At 47.2% G+C, this 18,535-nt stretch carries 14 protein-coding genes; 7 read left to right on the forward strand and 7 right to left on the reverse strand.

The annotated features are described in order from the left end of the window. Nucleotides 1–31 precede the first annotated feature (31 nt). Nucleotides 32–1,951 carry a molecular chaperone DnaK gene (gene dnaK / locus AYJ58_RS19840; protein ID WP_106651416.1) on the reverse strand — a complete coding sequence of 640 codons (1,920 nt, stop codon included), beginning with the start codon at nt 1,949–1,951 and terminating at the stop codon, nt 32–34. Between the two features lie 288 nt (nt 1,952–2,239). Between dnaK and AYJ58_RS19845 the strand changes: the two genes are divergently transcribed. From AYJ58_RS19845 to AYJ58_RS19855, 3 genes are all read left to right on the forward strand, one after another. After that, nucleotides 2,240–3,166, forward strand: coding sequence for a DMT family transporter (locus AYJ58_RS19845; protein ID WP_106651417.1), 927 nt, complete (start codon nt 2,240–2,242; stop codon nt 3,164–3,166). A 142-nt stretch (nt 3,167–3,308) separates the two neighbouring features. After that, the gene (gene ybaK, locus AYJ58_RS19850) at nt 3,309–3,785 is read left to right on the forward strand and encodes a Cys-tRNA(Pro) deacylase (RefSeq protein WP_106651418.1); all 477 of its coding nucleotides are present in this window, start codon (nt 3,309–3,311) and stop codon (nt 3,783–3,785) included. 201 nt (nt 3,786–3,986) lie between these two features. Next, complete coding sequence (locus AYJ58_RS19855; protein WP_106651419.1) at nt 3,987–4,289, forward strand: hypothetical protein; 303 nt, start codon at nt 3,987–3,989, stop codon at nt 4,287–4,289. 121 nt (nt 4,290–4,410) lie between these two features. On the opposite strand, the gene AYJ58_RS19860 is transcribed toward AYJ58_RS19855, so the two are convergent. The 4 genes from AYJ58_RS19860 to AYJ58_RS19880 form a co-directional block, all read right to left on the reverse strand. Further along, nucleotides 4,411–5,688 carry a glutamate-5-semialdehyde dehydrogenase gene (locus AYJ58_RS19860; protein WP_106651420.1) on the reverse strand — a complete coding sequence of 426 codons (1,278 nt, stop codon included), beginning with the start codon at nt 5,686–5,688 and terminating at the stop codon, nt 4,411–4,413. A gap of 12 nt (nt 5,689–5,700) precedes the next feature. Next, entirely contained in the window at nt 5,701–6,819 is a 1,119-nt protein-coding gene (proB, locus tag AYJ58_RS19865) for a glutamate 5-kinase (RefSeq protein ID WP_106651421.1), read from the reverse strand. Between the two features lie 210 nt (nt 6,820–7,029). Continuing rightward, a complete protein-coding gene (locus tag AYJ58_RS19870) occupies nt 7,030–8,319 on the reverse strand; it encodes an NCS2 family permease (RefSeq protein ID WP_106651422.1) in 1,290 nt (429 codons plus the stop codon). A 1,236-nt stretch (nt 8,320–9,555) separates the two neighbouring features. Beyond that, entirely contained in the window at nt 9,556–11,094 is a 1,539-nt protein-coding gene (locus AYJ58_RS19880) for a peptidase M17 (RefSeq protein ID WP_106651423.1), read from the reverse strand. Nucleotides 11,095–11,313: 219 nt separating this feature from the next. Between AYJ58_RS19880 and AYJ58_RS19885 the strand changes: the two genes are divergently transcribed. The 3 genes from AYJ58_RS19885 (at nt 11,314) to AYJ58_RS19895 (ending at nt 15,315) form a co-directional block, all read left to right on the forward strand. Next, the gene (locus tag AYJ58_RS19885; protein WP_106651424.1) at nt 11,314–12,774 is read left to right on the forward strand and encodes an aminoacyl-histidine dipeptidase; all 1,461 of its coding nucleotides are present in this window, start codon (nt 11,314–11,316) and stop codon (nt 12,772–12,774) included. Nucleotides 12,775–13,018: 244 nt separating this feature from the next. Beyond that, nucleotides 13,019–13,573: a cache domain-containing protein gene (locus AYJ58_RS19890; RefSeq protein ID WP_106651425.1), complete on the forward strand. Its 555-nt coding sequence runs from the start codon at nt 13,019–13,021 to the stop codon at nt 13,571–13,573. A gap of 95 nt (nt 13,574–13,668) precedes the next feature. Continuing rightward, the gene (locus AYJ58_RS19895) at nt 13,669–15,315 is read left to right on the forward strand and encodes a methyl-accepting chemotaxis protein (RefSeq protein ID WP_106651426.1); all 1,647 of its coding nucleotides are present in this window, start codon (nt 13,669–13,671) and stop codon (nt 15,313–15,315) included. Between the two features lie 153 nt (nt 15,316–15,468). Here the strand turns inward: AYJ58_RS19895 and AYJ58_RS19900 are convergent, their stop codons facing one another. Beyond that, the gene (locus AYJ58_RS19900; RefSeq protein ID WP_106651427.1) at nt 15,469–16,401 is read right to left on the reverse strand and encodes a DMT family transporter; all 933 of its coding nucleotides are present in this window, start codon (nt 16,399–16,401) and stop codon (nt 15,469–15,471) included. Between the two features lie 92 nt (nt 16,402–16,493). Between AYJ58_RS19900 and AYJ58_RS19905 the strand changes: the two genes are divergently transcribed. Further along, the gene (locus tag AYJ58_RS19905; protein WP_106651428.1) at nt 16,494–17,393 is read left to right on the forward strand and encodes a LysR family transcriptional regulator; all 900 of its coding nucleotides are present in this window, start codon (nt 16,494–16,496) and stop codon (nt 17,391–17,393) included. A gap of 43 nt (nt 17,394–17,436) precedes the next feature. On the opposite strand, the gene dinB is transcribed toward AYJ58_RS19905, so the two are convergent. Further along, entirely contained in the window at nt 17,437–18,513 is a 1,077-nt protein-coding gene (gene dinB, locus AYJ58_RS19910; protein WP_106651429.1) for a DNA polymerase IV, read from the reverse strand. Between the last annotated feature and the right edge of the window lie 22 nt (nt 18,514–18,535).

Here is an 18,535-nt window from a genome sequence, read left to right on the forward strand (position 1 = left end):
GAAATCAATCTATTTGATTGATGACAAGTCATTATTTCTTGTCGTCTTTCACTTCTTCGAATTCAGCATCGACAACGTCATCGGCAGCAGCGTTAGCCTGTTTGCCCGCGTCAGCATTGTCGCCGCCTTGAGCTTGAGACTTAGCTTGAGCGATTTCCATCAGCTTAGCAGATGCTTCGATTAAGTTTTGAGTTGCCTTTTCAATGGCTTCTTTGTCATTGCCTTTGATGGCAGTGTCAACAGCATCCATTGCAGCTTGGATTTTCTCTTTATCTTCGCTTGGCAGTGCATCGCCCGCTTCTTCTACTTGTTTCTTAGTTGCGTGAACTAAGCCGTCAGCTTGGTTGCGTGATTGCACTAACTCTTCAAACTTTTTGTCTTCATCTGCGTGAGCTTCGGCATCACGTACCATTTGTGCCACTTCTTCTTCGCTTAAGCCAGAAGAAGCTTTGATGGTGATGTTTTGTTTCTTGCCGGTTTTCTTGTCTGTCGCAGACACATGCAGAATACCGTCGGCATCGATGTCGAACATCACTTCAATTTGTGGCTGGCCACGTGGAGCTGGCTCAATACCGTCTAAGTTGAACTGACCCAATGACTTGTTCGCGCTCGCTTGCTTACGCTCACCTTGCAGTACGTGAATGGTCACTGCGTTTTGGTTGTCATCGGCTGTTGAGAACACTTGCTGCGCCTTAGTAGGAATAGTGGTGTTCTTTTCAATCAACTTAGTCATCACGCTGCCCATGGTTTCGATACCCAGAGACAGTGGTGTTACGTCTAACAGTAATACGTCTTTCACGTCGCCTGACAGTACGCCCGCTTGAATTGCAGCACCTACGGCTACCGCTTCGTCTGGGTTTACGTCTTTACGGGGTTCTTTGCCGAAGAAGTTTGTCACTGCTTCTTGAACCTTAGGCATACGTGTTTGACCACCCACTAGAATCACTTCGTTGATGTCTGTTACAGATAAATCTGCATCAGCCAGGGCAACTTTCAGTGGCTCTAATGTACGGATAATCAAGTCTTCAACCAGTGATTCCAATTTAGCACGAGTGATTTTAATCACTAAATGCTTAGGACCTGTTGCGTCTGCCGTAATGTATGGCAGGTTCACTTCAGTGTGGTTGGTGCTTGAAAGTTCAATTTTCGCTTTTTCTGCTGCTTCTTTCAGACGTTGCATTGCTAATGGATCTTTACGCAGATCTAAGCCTTGCTCTTTCTTGAATTCGTCAGCTAAGTAGTTGATCAAACGGTTGTCAAAGTCTTCACCACCTAAGTGGGTGTCACCGTTGGTTGCCAACACTTCAAAAGTTTGGTCGCCATCGTTGCTGTCGATTTCGATGATAGAGATATCGAATGTACCACCACCTAAATCGTATACCGCAACAATGTTGTCGCCTTGTTTCTTATCGATACCATAGGCTAATGCTGCAGCCGTTGGTTCGTTGATAATACGTTTAACATCAAGACCTGCGATACGACCCGCATCTTTAGTCGCTTGACGTTGTGAATCGTTAAAGTAAGCAGGAACAGTAATAACCGCTTCTGTTACTTCTTCACCTAAAAAGTCTTCTGCGGTTTTCTTCATCTTTTTCAAGATTTCTGCAGAAACTTGTGGTGGAGCCATCTTGTTGCCACGCGATTCAACCCATGCATCACCGTTGTCGGCTTGAATGATTTTGAATGGCATGATGTTCACGTCACGTTGGACTTCGTCATCTTTAAAGCGACGACCGATCAAACGCTTAATCGCGAAGAATGTGTTAGTTGGGTTAGTCACAGCTTGACGTTTTGCTGGCGAACCGACAATGGTTTCATCATCTGTATAAGCGATGATTGACGGGGTTGTGCGATCGCCTTCAGCGTTTTCTAACACACGTGCTTTGCCACCATCGAGGACAGCTACACAAGAGTTTGTTGTGCCTAAGTCGATACCAATAATTTTACCCATGAGGTCCTCCGAAAAATTTCATTCAATCTAAATTTGTTTAGTTGGTTTTGATATGGGGCTAGACGGTTGAAATATCAAGTCCATCGTTGGCCACCTTCTCTGCCTTGATACCTATATTGGGACAGGGAAATTAATTACAAGGGCGAACAAAAAAATTTTCTGATTTATCTTTCTCGCATCTACAGCGGGATAAAATATCCAAGCAGATAAAATAGTCTTGCTTATCAACTAAAGCTGTTATTCAATCTGCCCACATTTGGCGGATGTTTATCCAGGTAAGGTAGCAGAGTGAAGTCTTCGAATTTAGCGTACGTGTATGGCATGGCGGCGGTCTTCCTCTGGTCTACTGTGGCCACGGCCTTTAAGATTGCCTTGAGTTACTACACGCCATTGCAACTGGTGTTTGTTGCCGTTCTCACGTCGATTATTGCCCTTGGCGGAATCCTTGCTTGGCAAAAAAAGCTTTCCTTACTCAAGCAACAGTTTTTACGCCGCCCCATGTTTTATCTGGTGACAGGGCTCATCAATCCCTTCCTCTACTATGTCGTACTGTTTAAAGCGTATTCCTTACTGCCAGCGCAGCAAGCGTTGTCACTTAATTACACTTGGGCGGTATTACTGCCGTTACTGGCCGCGCCTTTGTTAAAGCAACATTTGCGTAAGAGCGACATTGCAGCGGCGCTGATTGCCTACACTGGCGTGTTTATCATTGCCACCGGCGGTGATATCAGCGGCTTTAGCTTTGATAGTCCGCTCGGGATCGGCCTTGCACTGACCAGCACAGTTCTCTGGTGCCTATATTGGATCGTCAACACCAAAGATCAAGGCGATCCCGTGGTGAGTTTATTATTAAGCTTTGTTATCGGCTTACCTTTTATTGCCGTCACCTTAGTACTGACAGATACCCTGCCCAGTTTTAGCCTTAAGGCGATATTTGCAGGTATGTATGTGGGCTTGTTCGAGATGGGCATTACCTTTGTGCTCTGGTTAATGGCGCTAAAAACCGCCACTCGCACTGCCAACATTAGCACTATGGTGTTTTTATCCCCTGTGATGTCGATTGGGTTTATTGCGTGGATTTTGCAGGAAACGATAGCGATGGCGACCTATCTCGGTTTGGCGTTTATTTTGTCAGGAATGATGTTGCAGCAACTTTGGCCCCGTTTTACCGAGCGCAAAAACAAGATAAGCCCAAAGCCAAAGCTCGCTAAATGATGACTGAGTCATCACTGAATCGTCGCCTGAAACAAACTTGGCTCACCGCAATAAGCCAATTAAAGAGCGTAAAAACCGAAGTGGCTAACGTTTTACCTCAAGGTTAAGCGTTAATATCGCCCATTTTGTGAAGGAGTATAGAATGACCCCGGCCGTTCGATTGGCGAAAAAAGCCAGCATTGCATTTGATATCTTAGAGTACAGCCACGATCCACACTGCGCCGCCTACGGCGAAGAAGCCGCTAACACCTTAGGGCTCGACCCCGCGCAAGTATTTAAAACCCTTTTAGTTGCCATCGACAAAGCCCATGCGCCGATTGCCGTCGCGCTTGTGCCCGTCGATCATCAGCTTAATCTAAAAGCCGTAGCTAAATGCTTAAAACAAAAGAAACTGCAAATGGCCGATGCTGACCTAGCACAAAAATCCTCAGGCTATCTGGTCGGCGGAATTAGTCCGCTAGCGCAGAAAAAACAGTTGCCGACCATAATTGATGCCAGCGCTCAAGGTTTCGACAGGATTTATGTCAGCGCGGGCAGACGCGGTTTAGAGATAAGCTTAGCGGCCACAGACTTAGCCCAGCTTTGCAAAGGTGAATTTGCCGATATAAAGACGCTTTAAGCTATTCAGGCCACATTAAGCACAAGTTATTCGACGTTAAGTAAGTCACTCCACTTTATGCAACATGCGCTCATGTTGAATAAATGGTGAACAAGACTCCAACGACAGCAGCGTACTGAGCATGCAATAGAAAGCGTTTGATAAAGCCGAGATATCCGTCTATAAATTGTACTGAGGTACAAATCGACTAAGGATAGTCAGATGGAAAAATCAACCCAATGGAACCCAGAAAATAGCATCAGCCCAATCAGCTGGTGCGCTATGCTACTCTGCATCGCCTTATTTATTTATGAGCATTTCTGGGGAAACAGTTTTACCACTATGGTAGTCATGCTCTATTGCAGTTTTATGCTGCCATCGGTATTACTCACCCGCAGAGTGCAGGAAAAGTACTTTATTTATACCTTGGAATACATCAAGGCCTTTCGTAAATTCACTACCGTCATGTCGACGCTATTTTTCTGTATCTGGTTACTTGCCACTTATACGCCGCTTCTCCATTAATGCGCAAACAGACACTGCCATAAATAGACAGTGCAAATTGGTACTTACAATCAAACATTGCGAACAAAAAAAAGCCGTCAACGTAATGCGTTAACGGCTTTAATTTTATGGTTTTTAACCACTAAACACGGCTAGTGTAATCACCCCAAGCTAACCACTTATACGTGGTTAATGCCTCAAGCCCCATAGGGCCGCGAGCATGGAGTTTTTGCGTGCTCACAGCGACTTCGGCGCCAAGGCCAAACTGACCGCCATCGGTAAAGCGCGTACTGGCATTGACATACACGGCAGCTGAGTTCACTTGGTTCATAAAGTGCGCCGCAGCGTGAATGTCATCGGTCAAAATCGCTTCCGAATGGCCGCTAGAATATTGGCGAATATGACTAACGGCAGCATCGATATCGCTCACCACTTTAATGCCTAAGGTTAACGACAACCATTCGATGCCAAAATCCTCAGCCTTAGCGAGCGTCACATCAAACCCTAAACCATCCAGCAAACTAAAACTTGTATCACAAACTGAAAAACGCACACCTGAACGATGCAGATACTCGGCAATTTGCGGTACAAAGGTGCTCGCCACGCGCCCATCCACCAGCAAGGTATCAAGCGCATTACACACAGTTGGACGCTGCACTTTGGCGTTAGCGATCACCTCGAGAGCCCGTTCAAGATTGGCATTTTTATCGACATATAAATGGCAAATACCTATGCCGCCTAAGATCACCGGAATCGTCGCCTGCTCGGCACATAAGCGTTGCAGCGCTTGACCGCCACGCGGCACTATCATGTCGACATATTGATCGAGCTTAAGTAAACCTGTCACTAAAGCTCTGTCTGAAGAATCAATAAATTGCACCGCATCTATCGGTAAACCTTGGGCGACAATCGCGCCGCGGATCACCTCACTAATGAGTTTATTCGATGCTAGGGTTTCTTTACCGCCACGGAGGATCACCGCATTACCGGTTTTAAGGGCAAGTACCGCGATATCGACAGTGACATTAGGCCGAGCCTCATAGATAACACCTATGACCCCAAGTGGTACTCGGCGGCGAGTCAGCCTTAAACCGTTATCTAATAACTTGCTGCCAAATTCTTCACCTACCGGATCGGCAAGACGGATCACATCGCTAATATCACCGATAATGCCCGCCAGACGCGCACCATCGAGCAACAGTCTGTCGATCATCGCATCCGTTAATCCATCGGCTTTAGCAGCGGCCACATCTTTAGCATTCGCGGCTAAAATAGCGGCGGCATTTTCCGTCAGCGCATCGGCGATGGCTTCGAGTAAGTCTGCCTTTTGGCTCGCGGTTAAGTTAGCTAAGGCGTAACTTGCCTGTTTGGCATTATTACCAAGTTGCTGTAAATACTGTTCTTGATTAATTTGACTCAAAACAGACCTCGCTTATAAGACAACCATGTCGTTGCGGTGCACGATTGCGTCACCATAATCGTAACCGAGTAAAGACTCGATCTCGTCGGAATGCTTGCCCGCGATCAAACTCAGGGCTTGGCCGCAGTATCGTGTCATCCCTTTAGCAATCACTTTACCCTGTTGGTCAACTAATTGCAGCGTTGCGCCGCGCTCAAACTGGCCTTTAACGCCGACGATACCTTTAGACAATAGGCTGCGGCCCTTGTCAGTCACAGCTTTGACCGCACCGGCATCGAGTACTAAAGAACCTTGAGTCGCAGGTCCCGCTAAAATCCACTGTTTACGGCTTTCTAACGGGTTTTCAATCGCACTAAAATGCGTGCCAACCGATTCCTTACTCACCACTTTTTTGATCACATCGGGGTGATGGCCAGAGGCGATCACCACTTCGATGCCTGCACGGCGAGCAATATCCGCCGCTTCCAATTTAGTCGACATTCCGCCCGTACCTAAACCCGAAACAGAACCGCCCGCCAACATACGTAGGCTGTCGTCAATCTTGACGACTTGGGAGATCAACTTAGCATTCGGGTTAGTGCGCGGATCGGCATCGAATAAGCCCTTTTGATCCGTCAATAAAATCAATAAATCGGCATCACACAAGAGCGCAGCACGGGCCGATAGATTGTCGTTATCACCGACTTTGATTTCATTGGTGGCAACGGCATCGTTTTCATTGATGATCGGCACAATATTATTGGCCAGCAAGGCATTAAGCGTGTCACGGGCGTTGAGGTAACGCTCCCTATCCTGCAAATCGGCGCGGGTCAGCAGCAATTGGCCGACATGCAGCCCATAAATACTAAAGAGTTGTGACCAAGCGAGGATCAACTGACTTTGCCCGACAGCGGCTAACAATTGCTTATTGGCCATAGTGTCGGGCAGTATCGGGTATTGGAGATGTTCACGCCCAGCGGCAATGGCCCCAGAGGTGCATAATACGACTTCGACCCCTGACTTCATCAGTGCGGCCATTTGACGGGCAAGCTCAACCATGTGGGCTTTATCTAGCTGTTTACTGCCAGAGGTCAGCACACTCGTCCCTAACTTCACTACTACGCGGCGATACGCAATCTCACTTAAGTTCATTATTCATTTGTAAAAAATAACCGAACAATCCTTATACCTAATCCGCTGAGTAATTGGTAGCAAGGAGTTATTAACTCCGAATAAATTTTCGATTTTGCTTAGAATCGCGCATTAAAAAGGGCCATCAGTTAGATGACCCTCAAAAAATATTGTCTATTGTAGACAATCTAGGTTGCGAGCTCGCACTGCACGAGCCACTAATCGATAGGATTAGCCATAGATAAACTTAGCTACAAACAGCGCAGCCAAGACGACAATGCCCACATTGAGATCGCTAAAACGACCCGTGAGTAATTTAATTGCGGCGTAAGAGATCATCCCAAAGGCGATGCCTGTCGCAATGGAAAACGTCAGCGGCATTAAAATACACACCACAACTACCGGTGCGGCTTCAGTCAAATCTTCCCATTCGACATGCACGAGCCCCGACATCATCAGAATCGCCACATAAAACAGCGTGCCCGCCGTCGCATACGCTGGGATCATGCCCGCCAATGGCGACAGGAATAACGCAGCAATAAAGAGTAATCCCACGACAACTGCCGTTAAACCAGTCCGGCCTCCCGCACTCACACCCGCCGTACTTTCGATATAGCTTGTGGTCGTCGATGTACCAAAAGCCGCGCCCGCAATGGTCGCTAAACTGTCGGCAGTCAAGGCACGATTCAAGCGCGGTAAGCGGCCTTTCTCATCGAGGAAACCACCGCGCTGTGCAACCGCAACTAAGGTGCCAGAGGTATCGAAGAGATCGACAAATAAGAAGGCAAACACCACAGATAACATCGTCACTTCAAAGACTTGGGATAAATCCATCTTCAAAAATGTCGGCATAATCGACGGCGGCATAGATACAATACCCTGATACTGCACATCGCCAAACATTAATCCCAGCGCTGTGATAATCAAGATACTTAGGATGACCGCCGACTTCATTCCACGTTGCACCATAGCAATGATCAGGAAAAAACCTAACACAGCCATAACCGCCGGAAATGCAGTGATATCGCCTAAGGTCACTAAGGTTGCAGGGCTTGCCACCACAATACCGGCGCTCTTAAGGCCGATCAGCGCAAGAAACAAACCAATACCAGCGGCAATACCAATACGCAGCGACATGGGAATACTATTCACAATCCACTCTCGAATGCGCACTAAAGATAAGATTAAAAAGCAAATACCCGACAGGAATACCGCGCCAAGTGCAGTCTCCCAGCTGTAACCCATCTCACCCACAACGGTATAAGTAAAGAAGGCGTTCAGTCCCATACCGGGTGCAAGTGCGATAGGATAATTCGCCATCAAGCCCATGACTATACAGCCGACAGCCGCAGCCAAACAGGTCGCCACGAATACAGCCCCATGATCCATGCCCGCATCGGCTAACATCATTGGATTCACAAAAATGATGTAGGCCATCGTCATAAATGTTGTCAAACCTGCGACCGCTTCCTGCTTGAGGCTCGTTTGATTTTGTTTCAGTTTGAACAGTTTTTCTAACATGGAACAAGGTTCCTTTTTATTTTAAGTATGTAGGGTAGGTAGATGTAAACACTATGTAACGTGATGACATTTGCAGCCGATTATAGGGAGTTTAGGCTGGTCAGGCCAGAAAATTGACAAGGGATAAACACAAGTAACCATAAATCATTCGGTAAACGGCCGAGTGATTTATTCTGAACGCAAATGATGGAAACCTCGCCATGGTTGTGCGGTTCAATAAAATGATAAATATGCGGAGTCAGTTAGCGCTTAGCAACTTAGTTAAGCTTGTATTTATTAGCATTGGTAATGCTATCACCTGAGCAAACTACTTCATCGGATAGTGTTTACATAGCGCATGAAAGGAGCGCTTGGAATTTGTTAGGATCACCCAGTGCATACCAATAATCCCAGAGTGGCGCAGGCTCAACATACACTTCAACCTCTTCTCCAGTAATCTCAACGCCACATTTATCAAAGAAGCAATCCCTCACCTCTGAGGAGGCGATTAAGCGTGAGGGCTGGTAACAGGTGCTTTACCACTTCTGACACAAACAGTTTATGCTCATTGCTATCAGGCAAAACAGTTAAAGGCTTAAGCGAAAAAAAGGCAAAAAAAAGCCTGCTCAATGAGCAGGCAAAGACATATTTCAAGCGTCCCTTTCGGGGAAGTACATTACCGCGCTAGCGGGAAAAACCTGGCATACCCATGCAAAAACACCGATATGCTACTTGAGTCTAAACACGCCAAAAAAGGCGATACAAAGGTTGATGGATGATGGAAACTAAACTTTAAGGAGGGTTAGGCCTTAAAGCTCATGGCGAATAAACCGCCACGCAAAACATCAGTGTTAAACCAAGTGTTCTGCCAATAAAAATGGTTGTTGCCTGTATAAGACATAGTCAATACTCCTAAATTAGTTGTGATTAAGTACTCTAGTGAAGCTTGGCTCGGTTCCTTGGAACTAGAGATTCTCATATCCGTTGAGACGACTTGTCACTCAGGTCCTTGGAGAAAAATATCCATCCTGGATAGACTAGAGAGGAAAGGCATTAGTGCCTAATCCACGAAAGCAATTATATGTTTTTTGTAGTTTTATTACAACCTTTATTTGTATTTTTTTTGATTAAGGCTTTTTAATGTAATTAAATTACACAATTATAGTAGGGTTAATGGCGATCTATTTCACAGAAAAACAGAAATAATCCTGTAAGCATCTAATAAGTAAGATATTACAGAATTATTTCTTTTTGTTACTAACGATTGATCAGATATTGATACAAGCCCACCAGCGGACTCGCTGTAGGTTTGCCGTAGAGCGGATCACCTTCTGTCGCACTGCCTGCGATATCTAAGTGCATATAAGCTAAGGGAATTGGGGCTGTTACACCATGGTCAAATAGCCCAGACGCTTTCAGCAAAAACGCCGCAGGATATTGATGCCCGCGCGCAGTGATCGATGACGGGGCATTATTTGAAGATAACATTTCAGCAGCGCCTGACACATCGCGGATTTTCGCAAAGTCTTCAGGACGCAGTGTAGACACTTCAAAGGGTTCACCCCACTGAGTCGCCTGCTGTTGTAAAGTAACAGCGCATTGCTGCGCACTCGCCACAGAGTTTTCCACCGCCGCAGGATAACTGCCATAACAACGCACAACATGACCTGTAAGTGTTGCTACCGAAAACATTTCAGGCTTCACTGCCGACACGGCTTTGATACGTAAATGGCTCAGTAAATCCGCCAGCACTAAGCGCCCTTCGGCGTCCGTATTACCAATCCGCACTCGTACACCCGCATGACTGGTGATGATTTCATCGGTCACGAAGGCTTCGCTGCCTATGCTATTACGCACTAAACCTAACTCGGCAATCACGCGAATGCCCTTAGGCTTGAGCATTGACAAGGTTTTGAATAGCCCCGCCACGGCAGAAGCGCCGCCTTTATCACGGCTCATGCCCGCCATAGAGCCGCCGACTTTCAGATCGGCGCCGCCGGTATCGTAAATCACGCCCTTACCCGCGAACAGGAAAGTACGAGTCACTTCACCCTCTGGCAGATATTCTAATTTCACCACCCGAGGTTGATGACGACCGACGGCAAAAGAGGAACGCGCCACTGCACTGAGCAGCGGATAGTCACGCTCTAAAATATCTCGGTCTTCTACCACTGCGGTTTTGATCACGCTGCCCGCTAAGGATTGCAGACAATAGTCAGCAAAGGCTTTAGCCGACATGCGCTCAGGTTCTGTACCACATAAATCCCGCGCTAATACGCGGCCCGCTTCTAACGCATTGAGTAAATTGCTGTTATGGGTTGATGAAGATAGTAACCCTATGGCCTCAAATGCAGGCGTTAAGCCCGTCGCTTCACGCAGCTCTAAGGTTTGCCACAGTTCTTGACCGCAGGCTAATGCCGCGACTTCAGAGGCAAAACCAAAACGCAAATCCTTCGATGGCACCACATATAATAACGGACGTTTGGCGCCCGCCTCTTTTGCAATGGCAATCGCCGCCCTTGCCGCATCGGCATACACACGCACGTCCACATACTCGTCGTTCACTTGGGTAACAGGCGCGATGATCAAGCGGCCTCCCGCCAGACCCGGGGCAAACAGTAATGTCGGGCTCTTACCTACGCGCTTATCCACGTGGGCACCGTGCTTGGCCAATAAACCTATCTCATCAAAACCTATGGTATCCAGATCTGGCGTTACCACCACAACTGCATCCCAACCTTCACCATCAAAAATGGCATTTTCTGCTTTTACATCAACGAAGTTAACTTGAAACATGACCCATCCTTTTTCATTATTGTGTCTGCATTATTCCCGCTCTATCGCCTAATTACCAATCTAAAAGTGGTATCGAGACCCTCTGAAAAATCCGAACTGGAAACTTTGGCTGCCAGCGTAACAAAAGCCTGTGATGCTGAGATTAATTGGCTGCGCAGAATGTGCTAGAATGGCCGCAAATTTGCCCTATACCCACAAGACCTTATGAGGGACACTCTAGTGACAGCTTTAAGTCAGTTATACCCACAGCCATTATGGCAATGGTTTGAACAAATCTGCGCGATTCCCCACCCATCTAAGCATGAGCAAGCCTTAAGCCAGCACATTCAAGCATGGGCTAAAAGCAAACAACTTGCCGTCGTTGAGGATGCCGTTGGCAACTTGATCATCCGCAAACCAGCTACGCCCGGAATGGAAGATCGTAAAATCGTGGTCATTCAAGCCCATATCGATATGGTGCCGCAGAAGAATGCCGACAAAGTGCATGATTTTACTAAAGATCCTATCGAAGCTTATGTTGATGGCGATTGGGTTAAAGCCAAAGGCACGACCTTAGGTTCAGATAACGGTATCGGCATGGCATCGGCGCTGGCCATTTTGGGCTCAGATGATATCAAGCACGGTCCATTAGAAGTGTTACTGACGATCGATGAAGAAGCCGGCATGACAGGTGCTTTTGGTTTACAAGCGGGCATGTTAGATGCAGAGATCCTGATCAACACAGACTCTGAGCAAGAGGGTGAAATTTACATGGGCTGCGCCGGTGGCGTCGATGCTCAAATTACCCTGCCTATGGTGTGGCAAGCGTCTGAGCAAAGTTACTCGGCCTTTAGCCTGCATTTATCTGGCTTAAAAGGCGGCCACTCTGGAGTGAACATTCACTTAGGTCGTGGCAACGCCAACAAGTTATTAGCGCGTTTCCTTTTTGAAAATGCCGATGAGTTAGCGCTAGAGCTGACCCAATTTAGCGGCGGTTCATTGCGTAATGCGATCCCACGTGAAGCCAACATTAGCTTTATGTTGCCAGAAGAAAACGTCGGCGCATTAAACGAAAAAGTCGCTGAGTTTGAAGCACTAATTCGCACTGAACTTGCCATTGCCGATCCCGATATGCGTTTAGTATTAAACACTATCCCAACGCCAAAACGTGTGATGAGCGAAAACAGCCAAAATACCCTGATCGATTTGCTGCATGTGTGCCCGAACGGCGTGATCCGCATGAGTGATGAAGTCGAAGGTGTCACTGAAACCTCGCTCAACGTTGGCGTTATCAGCACTGACGATGAACAGGTCACTATCCTATGCCTTATCCGCTCGCTGATCGATTCTGGCCGTACTCAAGTCGAAGGCATGTTAACTGCGTTAACTAACTTAGCCGGAGCCGATATCGATTTAAGCGGTGCTTACCCAGGCTGGAAGCCAGATAACAGCTCACCTGTAATGGCAATAGTGCGCGAAACCTATCAAGACATTTACCACAAAGAGCCAGTGATCATGGTGATCCATGCGGGTCTCGAGTGCGGCCTATTCAAGAAACCCTATCCAGACATGGACATGGTCTCGATTGGTCCCACCATTCGCTATCCACACGGTCCAGACGAAATGGTAAACATCACCACAGTCGGCCAATATTGGACATTATTATTAGCCGTACTCGAGCGCATTCCAGTCAAGGCTTAATGTTCTAACCTTACCCAAGCTCACTCAATTCAAGGCCACATCTGCTCAAGTCAGATGTGGCCTTATTTTTTACCGCGGATTCTATTTGTGTAGAAATGCCATCGATAAAATTTTTATGAAAGAACTGAATAACTTGAATTTTCTACTATAGTCGTTCTGTCTGACCCTAACGTATTTTTGCTTATCGCGCTTTTAGAGATAACCGCTTTCCCCTTCAATACTGTGACCTTAAGGAATAGAGATCATGAAATTTGGTAAAATCTTGTCAGCCGCCGCACTACTGCTCAGCAGTAACCTCAGTTTCGCCGAAGAAGTCCCCAAAGCCGTTATCGACCTAGCCGATTCACTGATGCCATTAGGCAGAGAAGTGGTACTGGTGAATGCCGTTAAAGCGCAAAACGCCCAAGGCAAAAGCTTAGATTCAATCAAAACATTAGATGAAAAATGGATTGCCACCGCAGGTATTGATGACTTTATGTCATCCCTGATGAACAACGAAGCGGCCAAGTATCTCACGACCTTCGAAGCCAGCAAACCTTACTACCAAGAAATTTTCCTCATGGACAATCAAGGCGCGAACGTCGCCATGATCAGTAAAACTTCAGATTATTGGCAGGGTGATGAAGATAAATGGCAAAAATCCTTCGCCAATGGCAAAGGTGATAAACACATAGGTCCGGTCAAATTTGACGAGAGCTCCCAAGCCTATCTAGTACAAATTTCTATTCCAGTGATGGATGGCGATGCTGCAATTGGTGCTATCACGATTGGGATCAACCTAGATCAATTTGGACTCTAATTACCAGAGAACGCCAGTGATGGGCCGCATCCGCTTTTATTCAGTGGTTATCGCGGCCCTCACCTTTCAGTGCATCAATCAAGGAGGGCGTGACTATGGAATGGTATAAAGATCTTTCCGTTAACCAGAAACTGACTTACCCGAGTCTGCTACTCGCTGGCGTTGTCATCTTCGCCTCTTCAACTGGCATCTTAGGGCTTAAAGCATTAAATAACAGCGCAAATACGCTCGCACTCGAATACTTACCGAGCCAATCTGAACTGCTGCAAGCTGACAAAGAGCTTTACCAAGCGCAAGTTGCCGAACGTAGCCTGATGTTCGTTAACGTCGGCACGGACTCCTATAATAGCCTTCTAAAACAGCACACTAATAGTATATCTCTGGTCAAAGAACACCTTAATCAGTTTGCCGATGTGACCACAAGTCCCCTCGCAAAAGAAAAACTCAATGAATTAAATCGCAGTTTCGAGGTATGGCGAACCACTACCTCTGAAATCAGCAATCAGCGCACCCAGAATGGCCGTAACGGTCGCACGACCGCTATTGATCTGAGCTTTGGCCAAGCTGCAACGCAATTCGAGCAGCTGCATCAAAATATTAATCAGCTAATCGATGACTTAAACAGCAACACGGCAGCAGCTGTCACCCAAGTGGATGATGACGCCTATCGTGGGCAGCAGATGCAGTTAATTGCTTTAACAATCAGTATCCTGATCTGCATTCTGTTCATCGTTACCTTGCCTAAACTCATCAGTAAGCCGCTCGCAGTTTTGCTGGCGAAAATCCACGACATTACCGATGGTGATGGTGATTTGACCGAGCGGGTCCAGCTAACCTCTAAGGACGAACTGGGCGACCTTGCCAATGCCTTTAATCATTTTCTCGATAACTTACATGGCATTATCTCGCAGTTTAAACAATCTACTTCGGAGCTTAATGTCGCCGCCGAAGGACTAGCCAAAACCAGCGCCACGGCAAAACATACCTTGATGGATCAACAGGCAGCCACCCACAGAATCGCCGATGCCAGTGATCATATTGCCGCCTCAGTACAAGAAGTCTCTGTCAGTGCCAGTCATGCGGCCGATGCAGCCAAACAAGCCGATGTCTTTACCGCCGATGGCCAAGCAAGAGTGAAAAAAACCATCAATGTAATTCGAGAACTCGCAGGAGATGTGGGCACAGCAGAAATGCAGATCAATAAACTCGAGCAAGAAGGCCAACATATCGGCCGTGTGCTTGAGGTGATCCAAGCCATTGCCGAACAAACCAATCTATTAGCCCTTAACGCCGCAATTGAAGCGGCGCGGGCGGGCGAACAAGGACGCGGCTTTGCAGTGGTTGCCGATGAAGTGCGATCCCTTGCCTCTAAGACTCACCAATCCACCGAAGAAATTAAATTAATGATCGCCAATGTGCAAAATGGCACTCAAAGCGCTGTGGCGGCGATTAATATCGGTAATGAAAAGGCTATCTCAAGCGTAGAAGCCGCCAGTAATGCCGGTGAAGCCTTAGCGCATATTGCAGAAATGGTCAGCCAAATTAGTGAGATGAATAATCAAATCGCCCTAGCAGCTAAAGCGCAAACCACTATGGCCAACGAGAGTCATCAAAATATTCAACACATTGCCGAACAGTCGGAGGACAGTTTACGAACCACTGATGAAATCTACGCAGCAAGCGTACAACTCTCGTCAATGGCGAGTAATCTCACTGCGCTGGTCAGCCGCTTTAAACTGTAATTTGTTGAGGGTGAAAGCTTTTATATAAGTTACCTTTTGTAAATCAGTGATGTTTGAAAAGTCCCCTCTACCGAATAAGGGAGCATAAACCCGTCGCAGTGATGGTCTGAATTCAGGTGCGCCCTTATATTTAAACAGCAAAGCTAGCATAGATTAGCAGCGCTTAACCACTAAGCCTCTTGCCGCGCGCAGGTTGACTAACATAGGTAACATCAACGCAAGGATCACTATCAGCATCCCTACCAATTGAATTTCCGTTACCGCCTGCCCCATGGCTAACGCCGTTAATGCAGCAAAAACGGGCACGAGATTAAAAAAGATCGATGCCTTAGCGGGGCCAAGCGCTTTAACGCCGTTAATCCAAAACAGATAACCGAGCACAGTGGCGAACAAACCTATGTAGAGCACGCTAGACAAAGCCGTCATCGACAGTCCCATCAACTCCTGCCAAGGGTGAAACTCACCTCGGCCAAGCCCAACCACGGACATAGACACACTGGCAGCTATCATACTCAGCAAGGTAAAGGGCAACACAGGCAACCAATGGCCGACCCGTTGCGAACAAATGGTATAACCACTCCACGCCAACATGCCGGCGGCAATCATCACATCACCTTGGTTAAAACTAAAGTTGAGTAATTGCTGCACACTGCCGTTAGTGATCACTAGCAATACGCCCGCCAAACCGCCCACTAAGCTGAACACTTGTTGTCTGCTGAGCCATTCACGCTGTAATAGCGCATTGACGATTGAAGTCACCAGCGGGCTAAGCGCCATAATCAAGGCACCATTGGCGGCAGAGGTATGCTGCAGGCCATTAAATAACGCCAGATTTAAGCCACCCACACCAATCACACCCACTAACGCTATGACAATATATTGCGCCAAACTCAACTTGGGCCAAGCCTGACGAGTAAAAGCGATATATAACGCCAGAGTCACAGCCGCAATGGTAAAACGCCAGAATACGAGAGATTCCCCTGACATCTCCTCTAGCACTCGCTTAGCAATCGGAAACACACTGCCCCAGCTAAAAACGCAAATCAGTAGACAAACAATTGTCATGTAAGGTGTATGGGATTTCATATCGGACTCTAGGGAGGTAATTGGGATTGAGCTTAGTTTATAAGTTTCATATATTATTAAAACCAACAAGATTGAGAGCTTAAATTCCAAATATGAAACTTAATTATTCCTTAGACGATATGCGCTTATTTTGGGTAGTGGCACAGCAAGGGAGTTTTAAGCTCGCGGCGCAGCACTTAGGCATTCCACCTTCAACCTTAAGCCGTCGAATCAATCTGTTAGAACAATCCTTAGGTCTGCGTTTACTGCACAGAGACGCCCATAGAGTCAACCTTACCGCCACAGGTCAGCGGTATCTCGAACGCTGCGGCCCGCTGTTTATCGAGTTAAACCAGGTATCCGGTGAGTTGCATGCGGATAAACATCAAGCGGTTGGCAAATTGCGGATCTCGGCGCCCATCAATACAACCTATCGCTGGCTGGGTGAATCACTCAACGCCTTCCAACGGCATTATCCCAATATTGATATCGATTTAAGTCTGTCGAACATGAATATTGATGTCAGTGAAAACGCCATCGATATCGCCTTTCGAGTGGGTGAACCTAAAGATCCCGATTGGATTGCAAGGCCGCTCACCACGATTAGCTTTGTACTTTGCGCCAGCACATCGGCAACCCAGTGGCATACACTGCAATCCATAGAAGAACTGGATCTGCATCCGGTTATCATCGCTAAGCCCACAAAAACGTGGCGTTTACAGCACAAAAGCACTGGGCAAAATGTCGAGTTTGAGCCAAGAGGTAACATCAAATTAGCCGTCGATGATATGGCGATCGCCAGTCAGGCTGTAGTGGCGGGGCTCGGTATTGGACTCATACCCATCAGCATGGCGAGTGAACAGATACAAAGCGGCAAGCTCGTTCAAATACTGCCAGAATGGCAAGGTATTCCGCGCACAGCCTACTTGATGTATCGCGATCGGGACAACCTGCCCTTACGGGTCAGACTGTTAATTGATTTTATGTTGGCAAATCCACCCGAGGCTTATTGAGCCATTCAGGCGTGAGTCTGCGGCGTATCGACTCAGTAAACAGCTAGAGCGCTAAATCAAGCTGAGTCTGGGCATTTGGGATTTCGGGCACTGCGAGGATAGAATCGGCGAGGCCGACCGAAATACCTAATAAGCGAATGCCGCGCCCCTCTTGCCTTGCCATCGCCTGTGCGAGTAGATCATAAAACATTACAATCGAGACTTCATCGCTGCGATGCTCGATAGTGGTTTGCTTGAAATCGTTGAACTTGAGCTTGACCACTTGCTTGTGAATTTTGCGCTCTTTAGCGCTGCGGCTCAAACGTAGGGCTAATTCTTGGATCAATCCCGGCATCACCTGTTGGCACTGCTCTAGGCTATAAATATCCTTCGCCAACGTGGTTTCAACACCCACTGATTTACGCTCCCTGTCGGCAGAAATGCCCCGTTCATCTATGCCTTGGGCACGTTCAATCAAGACACCACCGAACTTACCGAATCGCGCCAATAACTCAGCTTTAGAATAGGCTTGCACATCGCCACAGGTATTGAGCCCAAGCGAGGAGAGCTTTTCGGCGGTGACTTTGCCGACACCGGGAATTTTACGTAGCGATAAGGTTTTAACAAAATCAGGCAGTGTTTCTGGAGTAATCACATATTGGCCGTTTGGCTTATTCAGATCCGAGGCAACCTTAGCTAAAAACTTCACTGGTGCTATGCCAGCCGAAGCAGTTAACCCAGTTTCGGCTAAGATATCGCGGCGAATAGCCTGCGCGATCAAGGTTGCCGAGCCCTTATATTGTTGGCACTCACTCACGTCTAAATAGGCTTCATCTAAAGAAAGCGGCTCAATCAATGGGGTATAGCGGGAGAAAATTTCACGAATTTGCAGCGACACCTCTTTATAAACCTGCATCCGCCCAGGAACCAAAATGAGATTGGGACACAACTTAAAAGCATAGGCGGTCGCCATCGCTGAACGTACACCAAATTTACGCGCCTCGTAACTGCAAGTGCTGATAACACCACGGCGGTCGCTGCTGCCGCCCACGGCTAAAGGCTTGCCACGGTATTCGGGAAAGTCGCGCATTTCCACTGCCGCAAAATAGCAGTCCATATCGATGTGAATAATTTTTCGCACGTTGAATTCCTCCAACGCCAAA

The organism is Shewanella sp. Pdp11 (assembly GCF_002838165.1).
GTDB lineage: Bacteria > Pseudomonadota > Gammaproteobacteria > Enterobacterales > Shewanellaceae > Shewanella > Shewanella hafniensis.

Coding starts and splice junctions, on each gene's coding strand:
- AYJ58_RS19900 (WP_106651427.1), bottom strand. CDS start 16,401: ATGAAATCCCATACACCTTACATGACAATTGTTTGTCTACTGATTTGC.
- AYJ58_RS19880 (WP_106651423.1), bottom strand. CDS start 11,094: ATGTTTCAAGTTAACTTCGTTGATGTAAAAGCAGAAAATGCCATTTTT.
- AYJ58_RS19895 (WP_106651426.1), top strand. CDS start 13,669: ATGGAATGGTATAAAGATCTTTCCGTTAACCAGAAACTGACTTACCCG.
- AYJ58_RS19905 (WP_106651428.1), top strand. CDS start 16,494: ATGAAACTTAATTATTCCTTAGACGATATGCGCTTATTTTGGGTAGTG.
- AYJ58_RS19890 (WP_106651425.1), top strand. CDS start 13,019: ATGAAATTTGGTAAAATCTTGTCAGCCGCCGCACTACTGCTCAGCAGT.
- proB (WP_106651421.1), bottom strand. CDS start 6,819: ATGAACTTAAGTGAGATTGCGTATCGCCGCGTAGTAGTGAAGTTAGGG.
- ybaK (WP_106651418.1), top strand. CDS start 3,309: ATGACCCCGGCCGTTCGATTGGCGAAAAAAGCCAGCATTGCATTTGAT.
- AYJ58_RS19870 (WP_106651422.1), bottom strand. CDS start 8,319: ATGTTAGAAAAACTGTTCAAACTGAAACAAAATCAAACGAGCCTCAAG.
- AYJ58_RS19855 (WP_106651419.1), top strand. CDS start 3,987: ATGGAAAAATCAACCCAATGGAACCCAGAAAATAGCATCAGCCCAATC.
- dnaK (WP_106651416.1), bottom strand. CDS start 1,951: ATGGGTAAAATTATTGGTATCGACTTAGGCACAACAAACTCTTGTGTA.